At 55.4% G+C, this 25,502-nt stretch carries 19 protein-coding genes; 7 read left to right on the plus strand and 12 right to left on the minus strand.

Annotation, left to right across the window (positions count from 1 at the left end):
* Positions 1-293: 293 nt before the first annotated feature.
* Complete coding sequence (locus IGS58_RS10910; RefSeq protein ID WP_230521345.1) at positions 294-551, plus strand: hypothetical protein; 258 nt, start codon at positions 294-296, stop codon at positions 549-551.
* Positions 552-584: 33 nt separating this feature from the next.
* Here IGS58_RS10910 and IGS58_RS10915 read toward each other — a convergent pair whose 3' ends face one another.
* From IGS58_RS10915 to IGS58_RS10930, 4 genes are all read right to left on the minus strand, one after another.
* Positions 585-1,385 (minus strand): hypothetical protein, encoded by an 801-nt coding sequence (locus IGS58_RS10915; RefSeq protein ID WP_230521346.1) that lies wholly within the window; start codon positions 1,383-1,385, stop codon positions 585-587.
* Positions 1,386-1,463: 78 nt separating this feature from the next.
* Complete coding sequence (mobF, locus tag IGS58_RS10920) at positions 1,464-4,589, minus strand: MobF family relaxase (RefSeq protein ID WP_230521347.1); 3,126 nt, start codon at positions 4,587-4,589, stop codon at positions 1,464-1,466.
* A 126-nt stretch (positions 4,590-4,715) separates the two neighbouring features.
* Positions 4,716-5,795: a site-specific integrase gene (locus IGS58_RS10925; protein WP_230521348.1), complete on the minus strand. Its 1,080-nt coding sequence runs from the start codon at positions 5,793-5,795 to the stop codon at positions 4,716-4,718.
* A 781-nt stretch (positions 5,796-6,576) separates the two neighbouring features.
* Entirely contained in the window at positions 6,577-7,281 is a 705-nt protein-coding gene (locus tag IGS58_RS10930) for a hypothetical protein (protein WP_230521349.1), read from the minus strand.
* A 588-nt stretch (positions 7,282-7,869) separates the two neighbouring features.
* Between IGS58_RS10930 and IGS58_RS10935 the strand changes: the two genes are divergently transcribed.
* A complete protein-coding gene (locus IGS58_RS10935) occupies positions 7,870-8,379 on the plus strand; it encodes a helix-turn-helix transcriptional regulator (protein ID WP_230521350.1) in 510 nt (169 codons plus the stop codon).
* A gap of 72 nt (positions 8,380-8,451) precedes the next feature.
* Here IGS58_RS10935 and IGS58_RS10940 read toward each other — a convergent pair whose 3' ends face one another.
* Together IGS58_RS10940 and IGS58_RS10945 are read right to left on the minus strand one after the other, a co-directional pair.
* Positions 8,452-9,087, minus strand: a complete 636-nt coding sequence (locus IGS58_RS10940; RefSeq protein ID WP_230521351.1) for a LexA family protein — start codon at positions 9,085-9,087, stop codon at positions 8,452-8,454.
* An 86-nt stretch (positions 9,088-9,173) separates the two neighbouring features.
* Positions 9,174-9,746: a hypothetical protein gene (locus IGS58_RS10945; protein WP_230521352.1), complete on the minus strand. Its 573-nt coding sequence runs from the start codon at positions 9,744-9,746 to the stop codon at positions 9,174-9,176.
* Between the two features lie 176 nt (positions 9,747-9,922).
* On the opposite strand from IGS58_RS10945, the gene IGS58_RS10950 reads away from it, so the two are divergent.
* The 4 genes from IGS58_RS10950 (at position 9,923) to IGS58_RS10965 (ending at position 14,642) form a co-directional block, all read left to right on the plus strand.
* Complete coding sequence (locus IGS58_RS10950) at positions 9,923-12,082, plus strand: type IV secretion system DNA-binding domain-containing protein (protein ID WP_230521353.1); 2,160 nt, start codon at positions 9,923-9,925, stop codon at positions 12,080-12,082.
* A 332-nt stretch (positions 12,083-12,414) separates the two neighbouring features.
* Positions 12,415-13,047 (plus strand): hypothetical protein, encoded by a 633-nt coding sequence (locus tag IGS58_RS10955; protein ID WP_230521354.1) that lies wholly within the window; start codon positions 12,415-12,417, stop codon positions 13,045-13,047.
* A gap of 111 nt (positions 13,048-13,158) precedes the next feature.
* Positions 13,159-14,247: an ArdC family protein gene (locus tag IGS58_RS10960; protein ID WP_230521355.1), complete on the plus strand. Its 1,089-nt coding sequence runs from the start codon at positions 13,159-13,161 to the stop codon at positions 14,245-14,247.
* 116 nt (positions 14,248-14,363) lie between these two features.
* Positions 14,364-14,642, plus strand: coding sequence for a hypothetical protein (locus IGS58_RS10965; protein WP_230521356.1), 279 nt, complete (start codon positions 14,364-14,366; stop codon positions 14,640-14,642).
* Between the two features lie 8 nt (positions 14,643-14,650).
* Here the strand turns inward: IGS58_RS10965 and IGS58_RS10970 are convergent, their stop codons facing one another.
* The 5 genes from IGS58_RS10970 to IGS58_RS10990 all read right to left on the minus strand — a co-directional run bounded on the left by IGS58_RS10970 (position 14,651) and on the right by IGS58_RS10990 (position 20,449).
* A complete protein-coding gene (locus IGS58_RS10970; protein WP_230521357.1) occupies positions 14,651-15,067 on the minus strand; it encodes a hypothetical protein in 417 nt (138 codons plus the stop codon).
* A gap of 188 nt (positions 15,068-15,255) precedes the next feature.
* Entirely contained in the window at positions 15,256-16,161 is a 906-nt protein-coding gene (locus IGS58_RS10975; RefSeq protein ID WP_230521358.1) for a hypothetical protein, read from the minus strand.
* A gap of 33 nt (positions 16,162-16,194) precedes the next feature.
* On the minus strand, positions 16,195-17,322 hold the full coding sequence (locus tag IGS58_RS10980; RefSeq protein ID WP_230521359.1) for an HNH endonuclease: 1,128 nt from the start codon (positions 17,320-17,322) through the stop codon (positions 16,195-16,197).
* A gap of 12 nt (positions 17,323-17,334) precedes the next feature.
* Positions 17,335-18,732, minus strand: a complete 1,398-nt coding sequence (locus tag IGS58_RS10985; protein ID WP_230521360.1) for a UvrD-helicase domain-containing protein — start codon at positions 18,730-18,732, stop codon at positions 17,335-17,337.
* Positions 18,725-20,449: an ATP-dependent nuclease gene (locus IGS58_RS10990; protein ID WP_230521361.1), complete on the minus strand. Its 1,725-nt coding sequence runs from the start codon at positions 20,447-20,449 to the stop codon at positions 18,725-18,727. The genes IGS58_RS10985 and IGS58_RS10990 overlap by 8 nt, the downstream gene beginning before the upstream one ends.
* A gap of 144 nt (positions 20,450-20,593) precedes the next feature.
* Here IGS58_RS10990 and IGS58_RS10995 point away from each other — a divergent pair, with 144 nt between their 5' ends.
* Positions 20,594-20,773, plus strand: a complete 180-nt coding sequence (locus tag IGS58_RS10995) for an AAA family ATPase (protein ID WP_230521362.1) — start codon at positions 20,594-20,596, stop codon at positions 20,771-20,773.
* A 39-nt stretch (positions 20,774-20,812) separates the two neighbouring features.
* Here the strand turns inward: IGS58_RS10995 and IGS58_RS11000 are convergent, their stop codons facing one another.
* Positions 20,813-25,024 carry a DUF4365 domain-containing protein gene (locus IGS58_RS11000; RefSeq protein WP_230521363.1) on the minus strand — a complete coding sequence of 1,404 codons (4,212 nt, stop codon included), beginning with the start codon at positions 25,022-25,024 and terminating at the stop codon, positions 20,813-20,815.
* Positions 25,025-25,502: the final 478 nt, after the last annotated feature.

A 25,502-nucleotide genomic window follows, 5' to 3' on the forward strand; every position in this document is an offset into this window, starting at 1 on the left:
ACTTTCGGCTTTCGGACAGGCTCCCTGTCGAGAGCCTGTCCGAAAGAACTGCGGCACCTTGATCACGTTGGCATGGCACCTGAGACCATCGCATAGGTGCTTGAGGGCGAATATATAGACTAGAAGACAGCCATGGGAAAAATGAGCCGCCGAGTGAATTCGGATGCTCATTTTTTTTATACACCTGACGCACCGTTGGTATATGCTTTGCTATGAGCGCTGAGATAGAGCTCCCAGCACTCTCTATGTCATATGTCGCCCCGGTTCTGAGCTGGGGCAATGAAGGGGATTGCATGATTGATGATTTGACCGGAGAACGCCTGACAATTCAAAATGGCCATTTGATCCTTGCGGCTGCTCAACGCCCGCGCGTGGATGCTATCTTGAAGGAGCATCGTTGTCCTCCTGCGGTCTGGTCCGCGGGCATCTCGGCGGTGGAGCGCTATGTGGACACCTCGCCAGACGATATGCGCAATGTGGCTGTTTGGTCGGTGGCATTTGACGAGAGCATGAATATTGACTCGCTTCAGGTCGCGCTTGATGCCGAATAGTGGGATTTGAAAGTGCCTAGCAGTGCGATGATGCTATTGGCCATGCCAAGCGAGCTGCTCGCCGAGCCCAGTGGCATCGTTTCTCTGGAGGGTGCCGATATGCCATCCGCCTTGGGCATTTTTTTTGCAAACAAGAGTAATGGGATCGAACGGGGCCTGCGCTATGCCAGCGGCTAGCGCGCATTGCGGGTCCATATTTTCCAGAATCACTCGCATCTCAGCGCCGTCGTCTACAGCGCATCCATCCACATGCAAGGCCTCAACACTTAGCTCCAAGGCGATCTTGCCTAGGGCGCTGCCGTCTGCCCTGGTGGCAATCCAGTAGGCTTGCAGCAACGCCAAGCTATACACTTCTAGGCCACCTTCCGCCATGGGCGAGTCGAGCCACGTGAGAAGTGATGGGGCCTCATATGACAGGATATCTTCTTTCGTTGGCGCAGCCAGGGCAGGCTCTATGCCAGGATTGCTGCTGGCGCTTTCTTTTACCAAGTAATGAATCTGCCCTATGGATTGTTCCAGCCTGTCGATGCGGCCGCAAAGCAAGGAGCGCAGATCGTCAATGTCGCCAGCAGTGTCGAACTCCACTGCCTTCAATGATCCGCGCGGGCCGTCCTGCGCCTCGTCAAGGTATGCGGCCAGCGCTTTGAGCGGGGATTCCTCGACTCCTCTTGAGCGGGCAATTTCACGAAGCCGCGCTTTTCGTTTTGGATTGAGTTGAAGATAGATGCCTCGGCTTTCCCATAGGCTTCGCTTGCTGGGCTGCTCGGATGATTCCATAGGCATTTTCATATTGTTCATATGCTCCGCATGGTTTGTCACATTTTTCTTGTTCAACGCATCACCCCGTCATTTACAGCACTCATAGCAGCGCTCCTAACATTCATCTCACCCGTTCTCCGAACTGAAAAATCTCTAGCGAACCAGACCTAACTCGGGCTCTCCAAGCAGGATGGCCGGTGGCCTTTTATATGGAACCTGCCCATGGGCCGAGTCCCGAGGGCCAGAGGTGGAGTGCACAGCTAAACCTATGGGAGAAGAGGGCAGCCAGGTGGATAATGGAGAGAAGCGGATAGAGCATGGCGCTGGGGAGATGGCGCCGACATTGGCCATGATATTGGGACTGGCGATGCTATTAGAAGTGGGGCCGAAAGGCCGAGAGCCCGAACGCATTCGCCGGATTGCCCTCGAAATGAGATTTCGGAACGATGTCGTCCATCTTGGAGAAGACGCGCGCGGATTCACTGGTTTCACAATGGGAGCCTCATAATCGAGCGTGGTGCCCTTGGCTCGGCTGCGGCTCATGCCAAAGGCCAGGGCGTCCAATGCCTTTCCCCGCTCGCTTAGCGCGCCATCCTGCTGCTGATGGGACTCTGGATCGCCGGCTCCCAAGGCCCCAAGATTCGCATAAAGGGTGGTCGAGAAGCGGGAGCGGCTGGCTGCGACATAGCTCCATTCGCGATCGGCCATTCGAGGATTTACCAATACATACGCCGATTCGAACGTGCGGCCTTGGCTCTTGTGGTTCGTCAGGCAAAAGGCATGGGCGAAACGCCCAAACGATGCGGGGATGCGAACTACCTTTTCCTGGCGCTCGTTTGGCTCGTCGAGCTCTACTACGAGCATGATGCCAGCCGCGGCGTGTTCAATGGCCACAACAGTGGCCGCCACGCCATTTGACACGCCCAGCGACCTGTCATTTTTGGTGAAGACGATGCGGTCGCCAGGCGCGAAGCGCTTGATGTCGGTGGTGTCGTCGCGGTGGATGATCTCGGCCTCAATTCCATCTGCATCGCGAACGATGCCCCTTTCGACAAGAGTGGCCCGCGCCTTGGCATTGAGCTCCGCGACCTCGGCGCGCGTGCCGGCGATGATGGCCTTCTGCGGCAATGCGGCCTTGTCCTGGTCCCACGCCTCGATCAACTGGGCAACGGTGGCGGAGTGGCCCGAGACCAGCTTGAGCCGTCCGCGCTCGTCAAGCATCTCAAGGCCGGCACGTGCCTCGCCGGTGGCGAAGAGCTCCACGGCCTTGCGCATCCATTCGAAATCGTAGCGGCCCCTCCATTTTTCGAAGGCCCGAGCCAGCTTGGCGTCGCCCGAGCAAATCGATTCGAGCGCCTGCAGCCGCGCCTCCTCCGGTGCCTCGCGCAAGGCTTGGCCTTGAAGCTTCGACAGGCTTCCGCGAGCTTCGAGCCATGTGAGCAGGGGAGCGAAGTCCGTCCGCTGTCGCTGAATGTTTGAGATTTCGGCCTTGCCGTGACGGATGGCGAGCGCCCGAAAGATCCCGCCCGCGTCGATGGGCTGAAGCTGCTTTGCGTCGCCGACCGAAACTAGCTTCGCGCCGGCCTTGATAGCCTCCGCTTGCAGGAGGCCAAATTCGCGGGAGCCGACCATGCCAGCCTCGTCGAGGATCAAGATGCTCTGGGAGTCGAGTTTCACTCTGCCCTTTTGAAGCGACAAGAGCAGGCTGGCGATCGTGCGCGAAGGTATGTCCGCCTCTCGCGCCAAGTTCAAGCTTGCTGCGGCCGACTGGCAGCAGCCTGAGACGTTGAACCCTGCGGCCGCATACGCGACACCCAAGGCCTTCAGCAGGGTCGTCTTGCCTGTTCCCGCCCAACCCTCAACGAAGGCATGCCGGCCTGTGTCGCAGGCGATGTGCAGGGCCGCGGCGCGCTGCTGGTCCAGGGAGACGCCGACTCCCAGCTTGGCTTTGAGCTCCTTTTCCAAGCGGTCGAACTCACGGCCGACGACGGAGCGGCCGACCTTGTGCGCTCGATCCAGGGAGAGCCGCTCCACCGAAGCGCTGATCGAAGCCTCAAGATCCAATGTGGCCTTCGACGTGAAGATCTCGGTAAGGTGCTCAGTGCGGCCAAGTTGAACGACATTGGCGTGAGCCAGGAACTTTTCGAGCTCCGCCAGGCATTCCTCCGCGTTCCAGTGGCCCATGGCCTTTTCGCAGATCAGGGCGAGGGCGTCTTGGGCGGTCGCGCACGATTGGCTCTCCAAAAGCTCGGCCAAGACTGCATCGCGATCAATTTCAAAAGGTGTTTCAATGTCAGGCTGCGCAGGCTTGTCGTGGCCGGTTCGCAACGAGGCGACGGCTTCTGGCGTCAAGCCCAGCTTTGCGGCCATTTCCTTGAAGCTTTCAAGTAGAACCGGCAGCGAGGGCTCGGCCTTGGCGGAGCGGGTGTTGAGGGCGGCAATTTCCCGCGCGACAGCGCCATCCGCTTCAAGCATGCCGCATTCGCGCACATATTCTGCAATTTGCTTGGAGCGCGTCGACAGGGCGTCCCGTTGTGCCTGGTCGATTCCGCGAATTGTAAAGTAGGGGCCTGCTGGCTCCACTTCGAAGCCAAGGCCCCGCAGCCGGCTCGCGAGCTCGACGCGAAAGAGAATGCCGGTGGCAATCTTCGCCTCAAACTGGGCGCGGTGTTCCAGAGCGCTCCATTCCTTGCTGTTTTTGCGCTTGGCCAAGTTGAAGAAGAAGCCATGGATATGCAACTGGGGTTCGCCGGCGCGGCTGCTGAAATGAGTATAGCAGGCTGATATCGTGGCGCCGGCCTGCTGCTTTATCCTGCCACCTTGGCCGTGCCTGGTGATCGAATTGTTCTCAACATAGGCCAGAGCGCTTTTTGCGGAGTCATGCAGGCAAGCGATGAGCGCGTCGCGCGACTCCTTGTCTGCGCCGGCAAAGATCGCCGAGACGTCCTTGACTGCGGAGAAGGTCATGTCGAGCCCCATGACATGGTTGTCGCCGGCTCCCTTGACCAATGCCTCCCCGGTAAGCGGATGGAATCCCTTGGCCAAGCGTTCTACATGCTCGCGTTCTGCCAGACCGGAGAGCCCAAGCATCGGCACTCCGCCACCCGTCCAGAATGGCGGAGGCCCTAAGCCTTCGTCTTGGCCACGGGCATAGGCGTCAAAGTCGCCTCGTTGGCGCGTCGTGTCTTTCGGGCCTCCAAGATAATGCAGGTAGCCCTTGGAGCTTTGGCCTTTTTTAGCTTGGTTAGATGCAGAGTTTATTTTTGTTATTGAAAGCAAATGATGTCCTATCTAATCGTTGAACTTGATTGTTCTCATGATGTATCTTGTCTTTTAAATACATTTTTCAGCGAAAGTCAGTTGCAAGCAATGAGAGGTGGCGTCTCGACCACCTCAGGCAGAGGTTTATTCCATGCGGGATGCAAGTTCGTCGCCTCGAAGATTTGCGTATCGAACCAGCATTGATAGCTCGGTATGTCCGACAATCGCCATAATCTCAAAGACTGAAAGCAAGCGCTTGTGGAGCACCATTCTGCTGATTGCTTCATGACGAAGGTCGTGAAAACGAAAGTCGATCAACCCCGCCTTGAGCACATATTTATGAAAGCCTGCGGAAACAGAGATTGGCCGGCCAAGATGGTGGAAAATGCGGTGATTGTCAGGGATCGCCTCTCGTTGAAGATTCTGCATGTAGTTCAACGCCGCGTTAGAAAGTGGCACCGCCCGCACTTTTTTACACTTCGTATGCGATGCAGGTATCGTCCAGACTTTTTTATTGAGATCGAACTCTGTCCATTCGGCCAGAACCAGTTCTTGTAATCGTGCCCCGGTTTCCAAGGCCATCCTCATTAGATGAAGCCACTGGTTTTTTGATGGAGCATCAATGTTTGAGAGAATGCTCTCGATGAGGATTTGTTCCTCCGCGGAAAGCCGGCGGGTGCGTCTATTTTCCCATTGCTTGGGGAAGTATTTTTTAGTGAGATTGACATGTGGCGCAGGGAGGTTCAGATTCTCAGCTCGCCAGCGACATGCGATGGACATGATTTGAAAGTGAACACCGATCGTTGAATAGGTGAAGGTATTGCCGACCCTGGTTTGCTTATTTCGCATCCGCTGAATATAGCTTTTGTTCCATAGCGGGGTTAACTCGCGCAGGGTTACATTGCCGATGGTCGTCAGAATTGTAGGGGACGAGGCCCTATGCCGAGGAAGCGATTCGGAGCTAGCGCAGTAGGCAATCACGATATCTCTTAGACGTTCATCCATTAGACTGGCAACCGATGCTTCTCTCGATTGGGCACGTTTGATCCTTTTTCCCGATTGAATCACAAGCGCTTTTAGTCTCTCCTCCACAGTTTGGGCGAAGGTTTCAGCATCATGTCTGGTGTTAAAAGTCTTGGTGACTGGTGCTTGGCCCTTTACCCGAATAGTTGCTTGCCAAGTGCTCGATTTGTTTTTGCGCGGTCGTTCAACGATCGTTGCCATGGTTTTTCCTTAGGTTTGGTTGCGAAAGTGTGGCCGCTATACTGCCGACGAGTGGCCTTTTCAGTTATCCATTCGTCAGAAATGAAAACGGTTTTTTGCAGCACAGATGCAGCGCTGCCCCCACGGGTCATCGATCTCGTAAACGATGAGTGTTTGCAAGGCTTCCAAGAGGGGCATTCCCCTGAGACGGAGCATTTATAGTTGCCCGTGGCGCCGCCAGAAAAGTAAGAAAACGACGGATTACCAGCTTCTGCGATAGCTAAAAGAGGCGTTTTGAGCTTCAAAACCATGCTTAATGTGATTTTTTTAAAGCATATGAAGTAAATGAATCGAATCGGTGCAGCGCAGTGCAGCGGAGATGTATCCGACGAGCGGTAATTTTGTTGCGTGGATGGTTCGATTCGAGAAGTGGTTTTCGCAGATGGCGCGGGGTTGGTCTGCCAGAAGGTCCGCGGCGATGGCGCCGCGAAAGCTTCGAGCTGGGCATGTGGCTAGGAGGCGGCTTGCCCAAGGCAAGGCCGCAGTCGACGGTCTTCTATTTTTTATATTTATTAACATCTATAGATGTGGGCCGTGCGTCCCAGTTAAACCCGAGGAACTTCCTGGTTAAACCCGAGCATCTTCCCGGTTAAACCCGATCTGTCTGGCTGAACTTCCCCCTTAAACCCGAGAAACCTCCCGGTTACACCCGAGATGGCGAGCATTCGCAAATTCATCTGCTCCGTTAAACCCGTCAGCCTGGCTTGTCGATGAGCAGATTCCAGCAAGCCAGGTCGGACACTCAAAGCGCGACCCTGCGACACTTCGGAATACATAGGCTTTCCATTCCGTCTAAGGTTTTGGGCGATGACGGACCGGAGAATGATGGCTGTTCTGGGCCGCGCACAATGACTACAGTCCAAGCGTCGCTGGATCTGCCGTTCTTGATAATCTCAAAGTCTGCGACAAGCGCAGCTGCGGACATTTTCAGCTCGCTCAGGGCGGCGCGAATCGCCGCTGGAAATTTCCTATGTTGTCCATCGAAGCCGCACAGTTCACGCAGGTAGCCGACCGAGAGGCCCGGAGAACTTTGGTGAGTCGACAAAAAATCATGAAGCCACTGAGCTAGCGAGGTGGCCAGTCCGTTGCGGCGCTCGCAGTTTATTTTGAATTGATAGTCCAAGCACGTGGCCGCGGTCATCCATTGCATGTCTATCTCAACGAAATACTTCTTTTCTTGGCGATATGCGGCCGCAAGCAGCTTGCCCTTGTGGGCTTGACCATCGCGAAGGGTCACCTCAATGGTAGCGCGCGATAATCGCTCCACGCTTTGCCAGACCCGCCGCAAAGCTGCGCCGCCGTGGTCGGATGAGCCCATCATTGTTGCGATCGCCGCCAACTCGATCCGTATCGGAGCATGGTGGTGCGGCGCTCTTTTGATGATGCTGATCACCGCTTGCCATACTTGTTTGTCTCGCATATACAGCCGGTCCCCCGACAGCGTCAAATCATAGCTTCCTTGTGCCTTTACGGGGCCATCGTGGCTTACCCCTAAAACGATCCTGCCAGCCCGGAAAAGGGCGCTTCTAACCATGAATGCGGGACATCGGTCGGGGCCTCCTTGGCTTGGCAGGCGCGATGGCACATTTTCAATCACGGGTCGCGCAATTTCCCTTGATGCTGGCGACTGCTCGTGCTGGATTGGTGGGGGAGGTAGGTCTTCGCGTCTTGGCAGCTGGCGAGGCAGCTGAGGAAGGTCCCAGTCGTCTTCTGGCGCCAAGGCGTCCAATGGAGCGCCATCTTTTTCGTAGTGGTTGAGCATATTTTCGTCGCGTCGATTGATTGGCCTCTCAGCTCTCTGAAGCGGAAAGCGCCGTTGGCCAGATTCTGCCTTCCGCCGCGTCTCCCGCAGCAGGGTGCAACTGGCCTTTTGATACTTGCCGGGCCGTGGGCGGATCTTCCGCTCAGTGCCTTGCGATGGACAGGCGGCACTGGGTCGCCGTCTGTCTGCCTGTCGGCCGAAATCCCCCTTCGTTGGCAGTGCTATTGGCTGCCGCAGCCAACCGGCCACGGCCATTCACTCAACGGAGAAAAGATGAGCTGCTTTTATGGAAAACAATGCAATTGCGTAGGACAATGTGATTGCTCAAAAGATGACGCCGCCAACAACCCCTCGCTTGCAGACATTGCGGAAGCTGAGCGCATGCGCGTTAAGCTTATGATCATCAAGGATTATCAGGTGGAATCAGCGTTCATCAATGTCACCAAGCTAGCCCGAATCCTGGGCATTTCACCCTCGACTATTTGGAGACTAATTCGCAATAGGCAATTTTTCATTCCCTATCAAATCTTTAATTTCACACCTATGGTCTGCATAGACGACCTAGTCGAGTGGTATTGCGCGCGCGATTGCCTTTCGGCACTCGAGGCTGCCGAGACCGAGGCACTCGAGAAAAACGAGCAGGAAGAGACCGCCCACGCTCGCAAGATGAAAGAGGAGGCCATGGCGCGGGCGCGGGCAACATCGATTGTCGATGATGCCTTGGCTGCGATGGGGTTGGCTGATAGCAGTCCACGCTCTAGGGTTTTTCGGCCGAGGCGATGACTTTTGCTAGAAAATGGCCTGGGGCTTGGGAGATGGCGGTCTTCCAAGCCCCACGCCATTTTACGCATGAGATTAATGAATGCTGCTGGGAGGAGTGATCACGATGCCTAAAATGCGCATGTGCGATTTGTCGATGATAGAAATGGTCTCAAATTCTGGGTTTGCGGCGGTCAAGATATGAGCGCCGCCTATGATTTTTAGTTTTCTAACAATCCTGCCAATGCCTATTACGTCCGCGCACACGATGTCGCCATCCTTTGGCTCGGCATTGAGCTCGACGTCGACCATGTCGCCGTCCTTGATTCCAAGGTCGCGCATCGAGTCGCCATTAATGCGCACTTGTTTTTTTGCATGGGTAATTGCCGAGGCGATGCGCGCAACGTGCTTCTCCTCTGCGGTCATGCCAGCGCCCGTCGTCGATGGGATCTGAATCGAGGAGCGCATTTGAGTTGGGAAGGGCTCGTCATCACGGTTTTTTCTGGCGCTGAGCCACTGCTCATAGGGCTCCAACGGCGCTTCCGCAGATGTTTCCTTTTGGGGCAAGGTGTCGTCGCTCGTCATTGACGCAATGTCATCGGCGGAAAATTCGCCACTAGCAATGATGAATGCCTCGAGTGGCGAGAGCCCGGCGCTTGCGGGCTTGGCCTTGCTGGGGTTTGAACGGGGCGCGGGCTTCCCCGCGCCATTTTTCTTAGTGTTTCGAATCATCGGAGAGAGCCTCTTCGTTTCGCCATGCGCCGCGATCTCAGCGTGGCATGAGCGGCAGGAAGAGTGCTTCCGCCGTCACAGCCGGATCAGAGTCTCTCCGACTTTTTAAACTTTCGCAAGACCCGCTTTCTTGCCGCGTCATATGCGCCAACGGTGAGGCCGAGCGAGGATCTGATTTCCCGAGCCGGCATGTCCGACAGAAGGCATGCAAGAACGTCCCCCGCGACTCTGTCGGCCCCGGCACGGAGCTGGCCTAGTATCGTCTTTGTGGAGATGCTATCGGCCAAGCGCTCCTCGGCGCGAAGGACAGTCTCTTCGGCGGAGATGTGAAAGTTCTCGCCCAGGAAAGACCACTCAAGAATGTCCTCGACTGGAATGCCCGATGCCGCCTGCGTCAACTGCTTGTTGCGATCGGCGCCGGCAATGCTGCGCATGGTCATGACCAGGTAGATTTCAAAATTAACGCTTTTGGGCCAGCGGCGGCGCTGTTCCACCGTCAGGTATAGAGCTTCATGCATCAGATCCAAGGGCTCGGTGAAATGGGTTCCCTTTATGTATCTTCTGGCCACTCCTTGCAAGATTTGCCTCTCGCGTGCGTTGATGTTGGTATAAGCGAGCATCGTTTCTTCTGGCGTTCCATATTGAGTCATTGCTGTCATTGCTTCCTCCGCGAGTGATTGTCTTCCTGCCTTCGACTGCAACTTGGAAGCGTCTTCTGCCTAGCCGGATTTGTTTGTCTGATCAGCGGCGGCGTTGGCCGCTCGTCAAGACGGCCGGCGCCGATGTCCGAAGCTAATTTCCCTCCGCAGTGCCCTGATTGGCATTGGGAGAAGCGATGAACAGCGACAATGGTCGGACCGAATTTGATTGGGGCATTTCAGCCCCGGCCGCGCCTTCGGTGGGGCGGGTGAATGTGGTGGGATGGATCGGCGCCAGCGCGACGCTTGGCGCTTTTCTCGGAATTTTGGCTCTGATGTTGTCTTGGCGGGCGTTGCCCTGGATGAATGACCCGCAGGGCTCCATCTCGCTGCACTTCATCTATCTCATTCGCTCGGCATTACATTGGATTTGGAGCTGGGCGTTTCCCGAAGCGGCCCGCAGCTATGCCCAATTTCTTAGCTCGTTATCTGCAGGGGAGAGGATTGGCCTGATCTGTCGCCTGATGTTCGCGCTATGGGTTGCGTGTCTTCCCGCAGTGTTCCTGGCGAAAATCTACCTCGTTCCGCGCAATGGATTGCTTGTGCTGAGAGGGTCGGCGCGCCATGTGGGCGCCCAAGCGGCAGAGGCGCTGAATCTGATGCTCGCGGACCGGGTCAAGCGCCGGCCTGATCATCCGATTGCCCCGGACGTGCCTTATCCAGCTGATATGTGGACTAGGCACGTCCTAGTGGTGGGAGGCGTGGGCTCTGGCAAATCGACGGCGCTCAAGCCGATGATCCAAGCGGTGATCGAGGCGGGCGAGAGCCTGCTCCTTTTCGATCCGAAGGGAGAGTTCACAAAGGGCTTTGGCGAACCCGAGATCATGGCGCCGTGGGATGCCCGGTCCCTGGCGTGGGACATCGCGAAGGACATGCGGAACATCGGGGACATGCGGCGGTTCGCCGCGGCGATGATCAAGGAGGCCCAGGACCCGATGTGGTCCAATGCGGCGCGGCAGATCGTTGTCGGCTTCATGATCTATTTGAAGACGACGCGAGGGAATGGGTGGGGATGGCGCGAGCTGGCAGAGATGATGTCCATCCCGCAGGCCAATATTCTGCAAATCATGGAGGCGTGCCACCCAGAGGCAATGCGGTCGGTGGAGAGGGCGTCCGTCACCACGCAGGGCATTTTGATCAATCTGTCCTCATTTTGCGCGTCGATCTTTGATCTGGCGGAGGCTTGGGGCGAAACACCGGAGGACCGCCGCATCAGCTTTGTGGAATGGGCGCAGGGCGGGATGCATGCGGGCGAAGGCGGCGGATCGGTTGAGGTTGCGGGCCGCCAAGGATGGCCGCGGAAAAGAGGCGGGAATGGCGTCGACGCGGCGGCGGGCGCTGGCAGCCGGAAAGGCGGGGGCGAAGATCGCCGCGGCGCGCGCCGGCAAATCATTCTGCAAGGGCATGGCGCCTATCCGGACCTCACTAAAGGCTATTTGGAGGGCATCATTGGAACCGTCTCGGCGATCGTGAACAGCGTTGAGATGGACGACGACGAGAGCCGCAAGCTGTGGATCATCGCCGACGAGTCGGCGCAGATGGGCAAAGTTCCGATCCGGCCGCTTTTGGAGGTCGGCCGCTCGCGTGGAGTGCGCTGCATCCTGGCTTGCCAGGACTTGGCGCAGCTGGAGGAGATCCATGGCGCCCTGATGGTGAAGGCGATGGTGTCGATGGCCGGCACCGTCCTGGTGGGGCAGCTCATGCAGGGCGACACCGCGGAGCAGATGTGCAAGGCCTTGGGCTCGCGGGAGGTCGAGCGTTCGAACATCTCCTATGCCGCAAATGGAGGGGGTGGCTCAGGGAGCTCGACGACGCTTTCGTTCTCGCGGGACGAAATTGCCATCTACAAGCCATCGGAGCTGTGCTCCCGCCTTGGCCCAACCCCGGACGGAAAAGGGGTGCGCTTGGCGCTCTTCACTGGCGGCCAGGCCTACGAGCTGTTCTGGCCGCATTACAAAATGAAAAAGGCGCGGCCTGCCCATGTGCCAGCTGCGTGGACTATGGAGGTCAGCCGCGGCGGGGGGGTTGTTGCCGGCGCCATGGCGCCAAGTCCAGCCGCGCGCTCCACGCCGAATGCCTCCATCGACCCGCTGCCGCCAAGCGCTGGATCGGCGGCGGAGACTCCTGGCTCCAGCGCGGTGATTGATGTCGTGGCCGAGGTCGCTTTGGCGAGCGGCGTTGGAATAGGCGACGAGCTTGGCTTTCCTAGCATGGAGGCGCTCTCTGCAATGCTGAGTGAGGCTCTTGAGCTTAAAAAGAAGAAGGCATCGAGAGCGACGGATGATTGCGTTGGATGATCGCCAAAAACAGCATCTCAGCTGCGGAGACTGGGGCCGGCCTTGACTCGGCCTGGCCATGGTGGATGGGCGGGGACGGCAGGCTAGGGCGGTGGGGCTTGGCGGGTGCTGGACAGGGCGGCGCGACATGGCGCTTGACGGCATGGCGACCGTCCGTCGCGTGCTGGCCAATTTATTTGCAGCCATCCGGAAGATCGCCGCGCGCCGCAGCAGTCCGACATGCGCAGGCGAATGGACGAGCGCGCTGTATTTGCTAGCTGCGTAAGCGCGCCTGGCAGAAAGCGCCGTTGCAAGTAGGCCAGAAAAATCGGGATAGAAGTGGAAAGGGAAAAATGAGTTCAATCCAAGAAAACGATTTGAAAGGCCCCGCTTCCTTGGTCAATGCGCCGAGTCCTGCGGACATGCGCGGTAGCGCAAGGAGCGCCTCGCTGGGCGCTCAAGTTCTTGCCATGAAAGATGTGGCTCTTGCCGACGCAGATGTCGGCTTGATTGGCGATCTCGGCAACGGCTGCGACGACGTGTCCTCAATCGAAGGAGATGGCATGGAGGACCAAGAATCGTGGATGCTGCTCCCGCAAGGCCTGCAAGCCGGCCCGCCAATCGAAGCGGCTGGCATGCAGCTACAGCCATGCGCTGGCCGGCAGAGGAAATTGAAAGAAAAAATCCATGTCGGGGAAGCAATGTTGGCGCGTGAGCTCGCAGATCTGATCAAAGGAATGTTAATCAACCAAGCGCAAATGAACCTAATTCATCAAAGAATATGGGAAGGAAAATGCCCTTGTGAAATGAGCTTGTGTCTACGCCATCAAAGACGATGGCGCGGGCAGCCGACAGCCTGTTGGCCAGCGCTCCTTGATGAGCTCATCAAAATGCGGGCGATTTTTCATCGCATCTCCGCGTCTCCCATCACTGAACCCTTTTGCGCCGAATCGACGCCAGTCTTAGTCCCGGAAGGCCGATCTTGAAAAAAGATCAAATCTAAATCTCAAAAAAATACAGTCAATACGCAAGCGCGCAAACGCGCAGTTCTGCTGCCCGCAGTTCAGCAATCATCAACAACAATAAAGGCGAGGCCCATGCAAAGTTCGGAACGCGCTGAATCTCAAAGCGAAAAGGTGGAAGGCAAAGTCGACGTGAAGTCCGAGATCGCCCGCGTGCTTATCGATGCGATGGAGCGCGGAGACACTCCTTGGCAGAAGCCTTGGGCCGCCCAAGCGCTGAGGCCGGTGAATCTGGCCACAAGCAACGGCTATCGCGGCGTGAACAGGCTGCTCCTGGCCTTGAGTGGCCGGGTTGATCCGGAAGGCAGGGCGGACCCGCGCTGGGCCACGTATCAACAAGCCCAGGCAAATGGCTGGCAGGTCCGGCGCGGCGAGAAGGGCACGCCCATCGTGAAGCTGGTCGAAGTCGGCAGGGGAGGCGCCGCCGCCGAGATCGCAGCGGGCGCTTCCGGCGGGAAGCCGCAGGCCTCGGCCAGCGGCAATCGCGGCAATTTAGGAAGTGGCGGCGGTGGCGGGGTGATGGGCGGGCAGGGTGCAAACGCATCGGAGCCGGAACGCAAGGCTTTCGCGCTCCGGCGATACGTCGTGTTCAATGCCCAGCAAATGGACGGCGTCCCGCCGCTTGAAGTTTCTGAAACACTGTTCGACCCTGTCGTCCGTGCGGAGGCGGTGATCCAGGCTCTCAAAGAAAAGACGGGCTTGCTCGTCGTTCATGGTGGCACCGATGCATGCTACGTGCCGGCCCTGGATGAAATACGTCTGCCGGCCAAAAAGTCATTTCATAGCGTCTATGACTACTATGCGACGGCCCTTCACGAGGGGGCGCACAGCACGTTGCACAAGAAGCGGCTGGACCGGCAGGAGGCGATCGCCAAGCGTTGGGGCGACGAGGCATATGCCGTGGAAGAGCTGAGGGCGGAAATCTGCTCGGCGATCCTGGCGGCCGAGACAGGCGTGCCAATGTCCCAAAACCACATCGATAACCACGCGGCCTACCTCCAGCACTGGATAAAGGTTGTGTCGGCCGATCCCATGACGATCTTTTCGGCCGCCAAGGACGCCGATTTAATGGCGGCATATATGTTGGGCTTGGAAAAGCAGATGTCAGCCATGGAAGTTCACCAAGAATGGATTCAAGACTATATGCAAGCGATGGAGCGTTGAAATGAAGAATGCATCTTCGACTGTCCGCTCAACGGTAGGCATGCGGAGCATGCGTGCACTTGAGTTCTTGGGGCACCGGCGCTAAGTATGCGAGGTTCACTGCCTGAGGGATATATATGGAACAAAAAGCCAAAGAAATCGGCCCGTTAATCGGCCAGCTCATCTATTTTGAGCGCATCGAAGCCGCGCCCCCACCAAGAAGGCGAATCCTTGCGAGAGTCGCCCTAAATATGTCAGGCGAGGGGGCGGAATATCCAATTCTGTTGGCTGATGTCTTCAACGGCATGGGGTGGGACGAATATCAAGCTGCACTAGGTTTGATGGCTTTGCGAGCCAATTTGCAGTTGCAATGGACTCCTGCTTACTTGCCTCGTCTGCGAATGTGGGCGGCCTGACACGTTTTCTACAACGTGGTGGTTTGTGCCGCCGGTGGCGTTGGTGGTGCCACCATGGCGTTCGCCTCTTGAAAAATTTCATTTAGAGAAGCCCCATTCATATGCATGTCCGCAAGCTTATCCAGTTGATCGCAAGAAAGCGAGGGGAAAGACGTTTTCACGCTGTCTATGATATCTTTGAGAGTTACTAATCTCATGCAGTGTTGAGCAATCCATTCTGGTGATGCACCAGTTTGGCAGAGAAATGTAATTATTATTCTTAGCTTTGATGTTACCGAAATACCGTTATTAGCCAGAATGGTTTCTGCGGCGTTTTGACACGTCATAATTTCTCCTGTGTTTTGACTGAGATTTGAAAAATGCAATCGTCCGGAGCAGTCGGGATAACGCAAGATATCAGACCCTCGCAGGACGTCTTTCTCCATGCGTATGGCCGACATGAAGGTGCCATTGCCGCCTGCCTTGGACGGCACTAGGGCTCGGTAACGCACCTCCAAGTGCGCGTCGACGATTTGATCGAAAGTTTTTGCTCGGACTTGTTCGATGGGGGAAAGGCGCACGTGAATATGTGGACTGTGCACTGGGCTTGGTTTGCATATTACTCTTCATTACTTCAAGCCTCCAACTTCGCACGGCAAAAGCGCAGGAAGCTGTCATAGATTGGAACGAACTCGCTAGCCATCTTGTTGAGCTCCGCAGCGTCTTCAATTACCGAGGGAGGACGCGGTCCCGCTTTGCGTTGATGGTCGGCATAGACCGATGAAAAGTCGCCTCCCCCAACCGGGACCGTCAGGCGCGAAATGGCTATACCCATGGCAGATGCGGCGTGGTAGAAAGCTTTCAAGTTACGTTGTAATTCCGCATCGAGAAATTCGTGCTCAGGCTGGTCCCATGTCTCGATGAAATTCATCAGTGGCCTTATCGCCTCTCGCGAAAAGGAGCCGCCGAAGTCATGATCGCGCAACAAGCGAATGGCTGGGTCGAAGGCCAGCTCTTCTTTGAATTTATTGAACATCTTTTGATCGTGAGTTGGTCCAAGTTTGGCGACCGGCGCCAACGCTTGTGGGCGAAGTTGAGGGTAGTGCTGAAAGAGCCTGGCCTCGTCCAGACAAAGATCGCTCCAGATGTCGTTCCAAAAAAAGATGTGAACAGGGAACAGCCCATCCGCTCTTCGAGCAGCGGACAGGGTTCTGACTGAGGCTTGAACATTCTTGTCGGTGTCGGCCGTCGTGGCGATGTAGAGCTTAGAAAGAGTGGGGGTGAACTCTTCTGCCTTTGCGATCTCTGATCGAATGGTGGCGTCGGACACTCCGCCGTCGGTGTTCTTGCACTGAATGCCTACCAATTCACCATCTTGGTCCTCACCATACACGTCCACGCCGGACTGCGCTTGTCCTTTCCTTCCGTGGAGAGTGAAATCTGGACTGCGCCAACGGTTTTTTGCCGCCGCGCAGACAATCTCTTCGAACTCCTCCCAGCTCTTGGGTTTGATGATGTTGGCGTTGGAATAAGTGGGCATGGATGATCCGTATGAATTGTGGCGTTGAAACGATTACGCACGGGATTTCGAGCTTCGGGAATGGGGGAGGCCTGATAGTTTTGACATTTTCAAGAGATGCTGTCTCAATTCGAGAGCGGTCTTCAAAGGCTTCATTCGGTGAAGCATGCTGTGGCAGTTGGAGCACACCAACTCGAAGTCCTCAATGCGAGCGTTTGTTGGGGCTTTGATGGATGCTAACGGGACTCGGTGGTGGGCTTCAATGAAGCCGAGGCCGCTTTCTCCATAAATTTTCGCGAAGTCGAATTTGCACGCCTCACATTCGAGCTTTCCGGTTTGCTTGAGGCGTATCGCTTTCGCGAGCCACACTACCGTGCTGCTGCGTTCCGTCAACATGTGCTCTTTGAATTTCTTGGCTCCCTCAGGATAGCCGCCACCGTCCACATCTATATCGGTCCCGCTTGGTGTGGCGCGCAGCGTCTTGAGAGCCTCAGCATCGTCCCATATCGTTATCACTCGGTTCCCTTGCGGAGGAACTTGGCCTTCGAGAAAATTCTTGATGCCTGCCTCTATGGTCGCGAGCCGATGGAAACGCTTGACCCGAAAAAGTGCTCTTCCGACCTTGGAACTTCTGTCGGGAGGAGAGTCCAATATTCCGCAAAACAGCTCACGCGGATATCCATCTTCCCTGCTCTTGTTTGGCAAAATCAGAAAGAGCGCATCGCCTTTGTCCGCCCGCCCATTTTTGAGCCTCCAGTGACCCGACTGGTTTTTTGCGAGCATTTGACGATTGAGCTGGTCGTTTTGTGAAAGGCCTGTGACCAAGAAGGCCCGAGGGCAATCCACAAATCGCTCGTCACCACGAAACATTTGTATGCTGCTATCCGACGGATCAATCATTTTTCTGGTTTTTGGATGAACCTCAAAGCCAAGGTCCCTAAGCGCGTTGAGCCATTTACCGTTCTTCACACCCGCGAAATCTCTCGGCTTCAAGATCCCACCGCCGGCAAGCTCATTGGCTAAAGACGCGATGGCTTTTGGAGGATACAGCTTTCCGTCAATTTCCACGTCATTGCGAATGCTTGCTCGAAAACCTCCTCGGCGCGGATCTTTTTGCCAGGCCTTCGCCGCCTTGCGAACATGGGTCTTGTTGAAATTCGGCGTTTTGCTCGTTGTCACCATATACTTTATTAGTCAGATCTGAGGTTTGGGGAAAACGATGAATCTGTCGCTCGCGCTTATCGTCAAAGTGCGCGTCGCTCTGGATATAGCCACATAGAATAGCTTTGCGTTGGCGCTTCGCTCGCCAAGAAAATGTGCAGCGTTGGGAATCACTACATGGTCAAATTCGAGGCCCTTTAGCAGAAGAGGCGTGGAAACGGTGCGTAGCGGCAACTTCCGCCCAGAGTTTGTCACGCGTTGCCGAATGCTAGCGGCCGCATCCGTCATGTTCTCCACCCGCCCCGCCTCAAGCTCCGCGATAGCCTTTTCTCCATCGCGCCATATTTCCCTGCGAAACAGACGCCAGCTAGGTCGTGCCTTCGCCATCGCGAACAGCCGTCGCGCGGTCGCTGCTCCTGTTGCTCCACCGAGTTCGACGGCGATCAATCCCATTTCTTCGGCCATCGCCACATCTTCTGGGTCGGGAGCTTTTCCTTCCGCAGGATGCTTAATGTGGAAGCAATCGTCCATGAGGCTGTCAACGGCGGCAAAGCGGCGCTCTTGATTCGCTGATGCGTCCCAAGCAGTCGCAAAGCTCTGGAGGCGACCAGCTGCCATCTCTTCAATGGCTTGGAAGCCACCGCGGGTTGCTTGTGCGAGTCGGTAACAGATGGTCTTGTTGCAGTGGATGGCGGCTTGGGTTCCCTCGCGCGCATCGATGCCATCAAAAAATGTCGCCATGTCGAAGGCATCGTCTGATTGTCGATAGGTGATCGGGCCGTCCGCCAAATCAATAGGCTCGCCAGCCATAAGTTTTTGTCGCGTCTGGGCGATCCAAGCACCCAACTCCGGATTTTTGCCAGCCCAGCGATGCGGCGTTTCCAATGTGCCTGCGAACGGGAAGTGGTTGTGAATCTCTCTCTCCCAGCTCAGTGTCGCGCCAGCAAATTCAAAGATGCCCTGCATAGGGTCTCCAAATATGATGGTCGGCACGATCCCGGACAAAGCGATTGCCAATTGATGCTGGCCGTTGTTACAGTCTTGGTATTCGTCAATGAGGACGCGATCGTAGGAGCTGGCGATGACATCCCTTACCGCAGAGACGCTTAGCGCGAGGATGGCGCCGCGATAGAGCTGATCCCATTCGGCGCTCGTCCTAGGCATTCCATCACAAGGTCTTGCTATGCGAGGAAAGGCATGCGTATAGCGCATGCACCATCCAGCGATGGTGTCCACGGCGACCGCGTGTTGGTGAATGCCGAGACGCTTCATGCGGGAGCGGATCGCGTGGACTCCAGCATGGGTGTGAGTGAGCACAAGAGCGCGTCGGCCCAGTGCGGCGATATTGGCGATCACTTCGGTCTTGCCATGGCCAGCGGGCGCCACCACTGCTGCGTTTCCCAGTGCGAAGATGTCCTGTGGGCTAGGCATAGGCCCACTGTTCCAAACGAAGCAGGATTTGAGTTAGTGGCGCGGGATTATTTTCTCCCATGATGCCGCAGACGATCTGGCCGATTTCTCTGCCGTAGCGTAGCTCTTTGAACCACTTCTTGTTTTTCGCCACATCTGATATCGCGGTCCTAAGCTGCGCCGCGTTCAAATTGCTGTTGAGTTCCCAAGTTTGAAAGTCCTCCCTAACAGTCGCAAGACTCATCCCCGTTCTCGGAAAGATGGCTCCGCTCACCGACTCCTCGCCATGGTTTGTTCGTGCGACCGCGAGTAGATTTTGAACCATTTGGTCGCTTGCCGCCGAAAATATCGCTTGCTCAGTGTTGAGCATGCTGCCGTATTCATAAATTGGCACGCCGGCCGCCGCCAGCGATGCGATGGTGGGCGGCGGCAACGGCACATCCGAATCCATGAATAACGCGGTGGGGTAGCCTAGCGCGGCTAGAGCCAACGCCATGGAAGGCGCTTGGGCACCGTTACCGTCGGCCAAGGCCACGCCCATCTGCTCGATGGGTCTCCCTTGATGCCTGCTAGGCCATTGTTCTCGCACTCCAAGCAGCAAGCCGACTTCGGTCATGCCTTCGCAAACTAAGATGCGCTTCGCGAAGAATGCGCGCGGAGTGAAGCGCATCAGTGCGGCAATTGGGACTGGTGCCTCGGTCTTTATCGCGGTTGTCACGCGATCGGGGCGGGATGTCTTGATGACGTGGAGCGATTGAGCGCCGCATTCTGCTAGGGCTATATCGGAGTGGGTAGTCAGCAGCACTTGGCCCACAGGGGCGCCTGCGGCGGCGGCCGAGCTTTGGTCTGCTTTGAGTTGCGATATTGCGCCAATGATGCGGTGCGGTTCCAAGCCATGCTCGATTTCGTCAACCAGAATGATGGCGCCTTCCGAGATTGCTGATTTCTGTATGGCCAGCGTCGCAAGGCGGCGAGTGCCCAATCCGGCAAGCCTTAGCGGCACTCCGTCGTCATGCAGCGCGATCGATCCCGAGGATAGACCAGAGCGCCCAAGTTCTAACCCCGGCTCATAATGTCCTTCTACATATGCCCCCAGGCTCTTGGCGAAGCCTTCGGCCGCCGTCGCGGTAGTCGCGAGAGATTCGATTTCGTCCAGCTTGGCGCTGTCGCGTGCGGCACGGTATGCCTCCGCTAGTCGTGACGCCGCTTCCTTGTTGTCTCCGGTCAACCGCGACAGGACGGAGCCCTGTCCCCATGCCAAGTGGCGTGCGTCATCGCCTGCAAGTCTAACCAGACCAAACAGCGCTCGATCTCGATTAGATATTGTTCGAGGGGTTTCTACCCGGTCGCATACCAGTTCCCAAACGGGTTCCAATGTGGCATCCACGGTCAGCCGCACAGTTAAAACCGGCTCGTCGTCGTCCTCAGGCTCATCCCGCAATTCTCCTCCGGATGTCCAGCCTCGTATGTATAGTCCGAAACGCTCATCTGATTTCAACGTCTTGGACAACTCGCCCACAGTTACTTCGATCTCAATGGTGCTGCTTGTGTCGCACGCTAGAAAGTCAGATTCAGAAAAGGAAAACCAGCGGGAATTCAGTGCAGCTTCAGCCGCATCCAAAATTGTGGACTTCCCGGAGTCACCGGCTCCAATTAAACAGCAGAATGCATCGCGGGGAGCCCAAGTCAAGGAAGCAATACCGCGAAAGTTTTGAATTTTTAACTGTCTGATCTGCATGCAGGCCTCAGGTGGATATCATCTGGTATGTATATAAACAATAATAGTTTATATTAGTGACGAGGAGCAAGAATTGTTGGCTGTTCTTTCAATATTTTTTAGCTGTGAAAATGTTCAGTTAATGATTCGAACTATAGGGAAAATATGAAGCTGATAGGCGCCAGAGTCCAAAACTATCGTTCTGTCGAAGATAGCGGCGAGTTCGAAATTGGTGACCTCACTTGCCTCGTTGGAAAAAATGAGGCAGGAAAAACTGCTGTCATCAGCGCGCTGCGCGGGCTGCGCCTCACCCAGCCATTCGAATTCGAAAAGACCATCGATTAGCTTTGAGGCCTCGTGGAAAACTGACTCAGTTATCTAACCTCAAGGAATTTGGCGCACCCAACGGAGCGACTCCGCGAAAATGTGAGGGGTGATCAATTTTTCCCCATAGCCATAATCCCTGATATTTTTATCCTTACTAATTAATGGCGTAGGATCTGGTTGTGAAGCACCTGGGGGCATTATTCCGTAATAGGCCACTTTTACCTTACCACGTTGAGCAACCCAACGACGCCAATAGTCTGGCCTCGATACGCTGGCTGACGTCCAATGATCTACGAATATGGGACGCCTTCCCAGTTCCTTCAACACATTTTCGCGCCATAGTTTGCAACTATTTTGGAATGCGCGCTTTGTGTTTGAACCATCCGCAAGCCCTGAATTGAAGAATGTTTTGAGAGAGCGGCGGCTAAAGCTCTCAGGCTTCACGTCATTGTTGATGGCTATGCAAGCGATCATGAATATCCCATCGACCATCCTTTCAACATTCTCCTTCTCTGGCTGAAAATGCTCCAGCAGCAGCTGATAAGCTTTCCAAAACTTAAGGCTAATAGGGCCATCGTCGTCTGATAGCGGCAGCGAGATCGCGGTATTTCTAGCCAATAGAGCCAGCGAGGTTTCTACGTTGGGTGGAGGATTGGAGGCCAACAATGCCTTCTCATGCCAAACGGCCATCAGCGCGGCGATGGATATCGGGCTGTGGCTGGCGTCGAGTAACATTGCCGCCGCTAGACTTGAAGCGTGTTGTAACATTTCTCCATACGTCTGGCCAAAACGGTCCCACATACCCTTGAAAATGGAAATGCAAAGCTCTGAGGAGTGAAGGATGTCCTCGCCTTCTTTCACATTTTTTGCAGTGGACAAGCTGGTGGGCAGGCTGGCAAGCTGCCATCCTTGCTGGACTGCGATTCCAACGCCCCAGCTGCATAGCTGGCCAATCTTCTCCGCTACCTGTCTCGAAGTTAGCAGTCCGTTACTTTCCAGCGTAGCCAAAATATCCAGGACGCAGATGCTTTGAAAATCGCCATCGTGCCCTTGGCAATAAATTCTAAAAATGGCATCGTCGGAATACAAAAGATGCTGCGGTTGCTTTGATAGAGTTTGAATCTCTGCCGCAATTCGGAGGGAGGCGACACCGTCGTCTTCCGCATCTGCCTTGGCGCTTCTAGGTTGTAGCAATTGTCCGAAGTGTTTCTGAAGACTGGCCTGTATTGATCGACATTTTTCTCCGGCGAATGAGCCAAAAACAGGGTCGGCCAGCTTGCCGATTTCGAGCATGGTCCGCTGTGGAACGGCCACTTTTGGAAAAATTTTGAAAATTAGGTCAATGAGGTCAAGGTCGTTAGCAACCAACAACGAGAGATGATCCATCAATGGAATTTGATCCCGCATCTTCTCCCAAGGGAAGGCGTTCCATTGCCCAAGGATCATTTGCAGCAGCAGGCATTGATCTGTGCCTTTCGCTTTCTTTGAAGCTTCCCACAGTGCAGGAAGGTCTCGCCCCAAATTTGCGTCGAATTGAGAACGCCAAGCGAATGGCGCGCCCTTCGCCTTTTCCCTTAACGACTCTTCCTGCTGACGGCGCGCCTCCATGCTTTCGGGGGTGTCCCCAACTAATCTCATCAATGTATCCAACATTTCCTCTGGCGTCGCGTTTTCAGCGAAAGACGCAGAACGCAATATCTTCGAGTTCGGAAATTTTTCAGAGTAGCGCTTCAGCCTGGCTTGATATTCTGTGATTTGCTCTGGATCGGGATCCGTGGGATGAGGCGATGTCATGACCATCATCAGGAATGCGCTCTCATCGATTTCGTTGTCTGGGTCGATCAACTCTCCTATGCGCCAAGCGATTGCGTGCGCGCGCGGATCGGACGAATTCTTCGCCCGAACCAAATGATGAAGCAACTTCAGATGCTCAACTTTTTTGTCAGTCCCACTGGACAGAGCGAGCATTTTCTCCGTCATTGCCATTGCCTCATCCATAAAGCCGCATCGAATGGAGATGTCGATGTCAACCGTGAGGACGAATAGTTCCGATACACCTTTCGCAATAAGCGGGGATAGCAGCGCGCGCGCTTCTGCTGTGCGGCCCAACCGGTCCAAGGCCAAAGCGGCGACCGCGGCCAATGTTGGGTTCTCTGCGAAACGCTCGCGGCCATCATCCGCGAGTGCCAATAGCTCCTCCCATCTCCCCAGCGTCGTGTAGGCCTGCCCTAATTGCAAAAGTGGTTCCACGGGTAATAATCTGTCGCCCATCAACACCTCTGCGACAGCGACGATCTTTTCAGCCTCGGCCAATTGATGAGGATTGAGCGCGTTAAACAAATGAATTGCGAGCGAGAAGGGCCGATTTTGGCTTTCAAACTCGGCGAAAAGCTCGTCGAGTGCTTGGGTTCGCTTGGCTTTATTTTTGGAGACGGTCGAGGCGTAGTTCCATACCGCGCGTTGATAGGAAAGCTCAGGACTTCCTTCAAAAAGTGGTAACCATGTCTCGACTAAGTCCCCCCTGACCAAGCGGTCAGCGGAGGTGATGGCCGAACTGAGAGCTTCCCCGAACATGGGATCGGTGCGGTTAATTGTCGGTAGCTGCGTCTCGAAAAACGCCACACATTCGGCATCTTTTTTTGTGATGTGAAGCATGGCGGTCTTGCGAAGCTTGGTGGTGGAGTTTTGCGGTTGCATCGCGTTGGAGCTCAGAGCAAGATCAAAATCGCCTGTCTGGGCTGCCAAAGATTCTACAGCGGATTGCAGAGTCGGAAGGGATGGGCGCTTTTCTACTGCTTCCTTCAGAATCGCCAGCGCCTGTTCCTCTTTGCCGATGATTGAGCTTGCGGCGCAAAGAATATCTGCCAAAAATTCGACGTTGACTGGCCATCCGCTTGCTCGCAGGCCATCCGCAGCCAGTTTCATGTCGCTCCAAGCATCGTGCACCAGATTCAAATTAACTTCGGGCCTGCCTGTCAGCGGAAGAGGGCGACTTCCGCTTTCCGAATCCAAGTTCAGCGCAATGTTGAATTGGGCGCGGGCTTTGATGATCAAAAACAGAATGCGCGTCCCATCTTTCAAGTCTGGCAGCAGTAGGGCGGCCTCGCAGGCGGCGAGGGCATCTTTGGAGTGTGAGCGCATTGTGCGGATGATGGCTAAGGCTGAGAGCTGCTCTGCACCGGAGAACGCTGACAACGTCTGCTCCGCTTCGTCGAATCTTTTTTCTGCGGCAAGAATGCGGGCCTTGATCGACAGGACTGCCGGTTCGGAGGACGTCAATTTGGCAAGTATGGCGCCCATATCACCAGGACTGTCTTCAGAAAAACCTATGCCAAACTTAGTCTCTGCCCAAGCAGCCAAATACTTTGGATGCCCTGGCGCGGCTTCCATGGCCATCTCAAAGGAACCACAGGCCTCGTTTTGGCAAAGACGAGATAGGCTCTCGCGTCCGGTGAGATGCCAGTAGTCCGCGACTTCCAATGGAACAGCTATGTGCATCAATGCGCTTGCCGAAACAAGTCGCCCTGCAGCTCGCTCGAACGCCCCGGTATTCAAATCTTTTTCGGCCTCGAACAAGAGCCAAGCCATTGATCCAGGCGGCCTGTCCGGCCACACAGTCGCCGGCTCCTCGGACAGGGACTCCATAAGGGCGGTGCTCCGCGCCGAGAATCCCCCGGGAAGCTTTCCGAGCAGGGCAGCTCGTTCTCCTTGATGCATTGATGGGCTTCGCTTCTCAAGTGTCATGTCCAGCGAGGCTCCGATGTTCGCGAGCGCTCTAAATTGCGACAAGTCCTTGGACAGATCAGTGTCACCCTTAACCGAATTGCTCCTTGGCACGCGTATGGTGACGTAGAGTTGCTCATAGGGAAGGTCGCGCGCGTTCAATCGACGCAACTCCTCGTGAATCCAAACGTAATACAAGGGGCAATTGATGGCCACTTTGTTCGCGCTCAGGTCGCAAAGAACGAGTAAGATCGGCTCGGTAAATCGCGCATAGTAACGGATGGTGGGCGCTTTGAGTTGAATTGAGAAGAAAGTCTCGTCGGCGCTCAGCTCTGGAATGGTGGTGCCCTTCAACTGAACCCGAAATATGTCGGTCGCTTGGCCATTCTCGAAGATTTGGACTTGGTAGTCGATGCCAAAGTCGTCAGTGCCATCCACGCCTTTGGGCAGCCAAGTTTCCGGACACAGCGCCTTGAAGCATTTGTCAGCTCTGAAGCCGATGCTTTGCGCGTCACTGACTGAGGGGAGGCGGCCGGTTTCGGACATTCAATGCTTTCTCGTTTATGTTTCCATCATTGTAATCGCTGGCACGACAATATTTGGATGTGTTGAATATGTGATTTAATTGTCCGTGCTAGAAGATTAACACTTCAAGCTGTTTTGCCTTACCACAAATATTTAATTTTGTGACAATTTTTGTCGAGTATTGATGTTTTGCGCTTAAATTCGTAAAAGGGTTGCCAGCACATTGCTCTATGACGTCCCTATGGGCCGCAGAGGAGCGCTGGGTTTCCACATCTCTACGAATCTTGGCTGCGGCGTTAAGTTTGCCAGGATTGTGCGATTACCAGGTGACATTGTTATACGGTAATTAATGAAATCGGCGCGGATAGGACAGGCACGCATTGATACTTAATAATACATAAAGTATATCTTTTAGATAACATGTATGGCATCGTTGCCCTTCACAGTAAGCTTATTGCTAATGTGTCCAGGACCCCTTTCACCGTTCCGCTGATTTGCT

It is taken from the genome of Janthinobacterium sp. EB271-G4-7A, assembly GCF_020858075.1.
Lineage (GTDB): Bacteria > Pseudomonadota > Gammaproteobacteria > Burkholderiales > Burkholderiaceae_D > Janthinobacterium > Janthinobacterium lividum.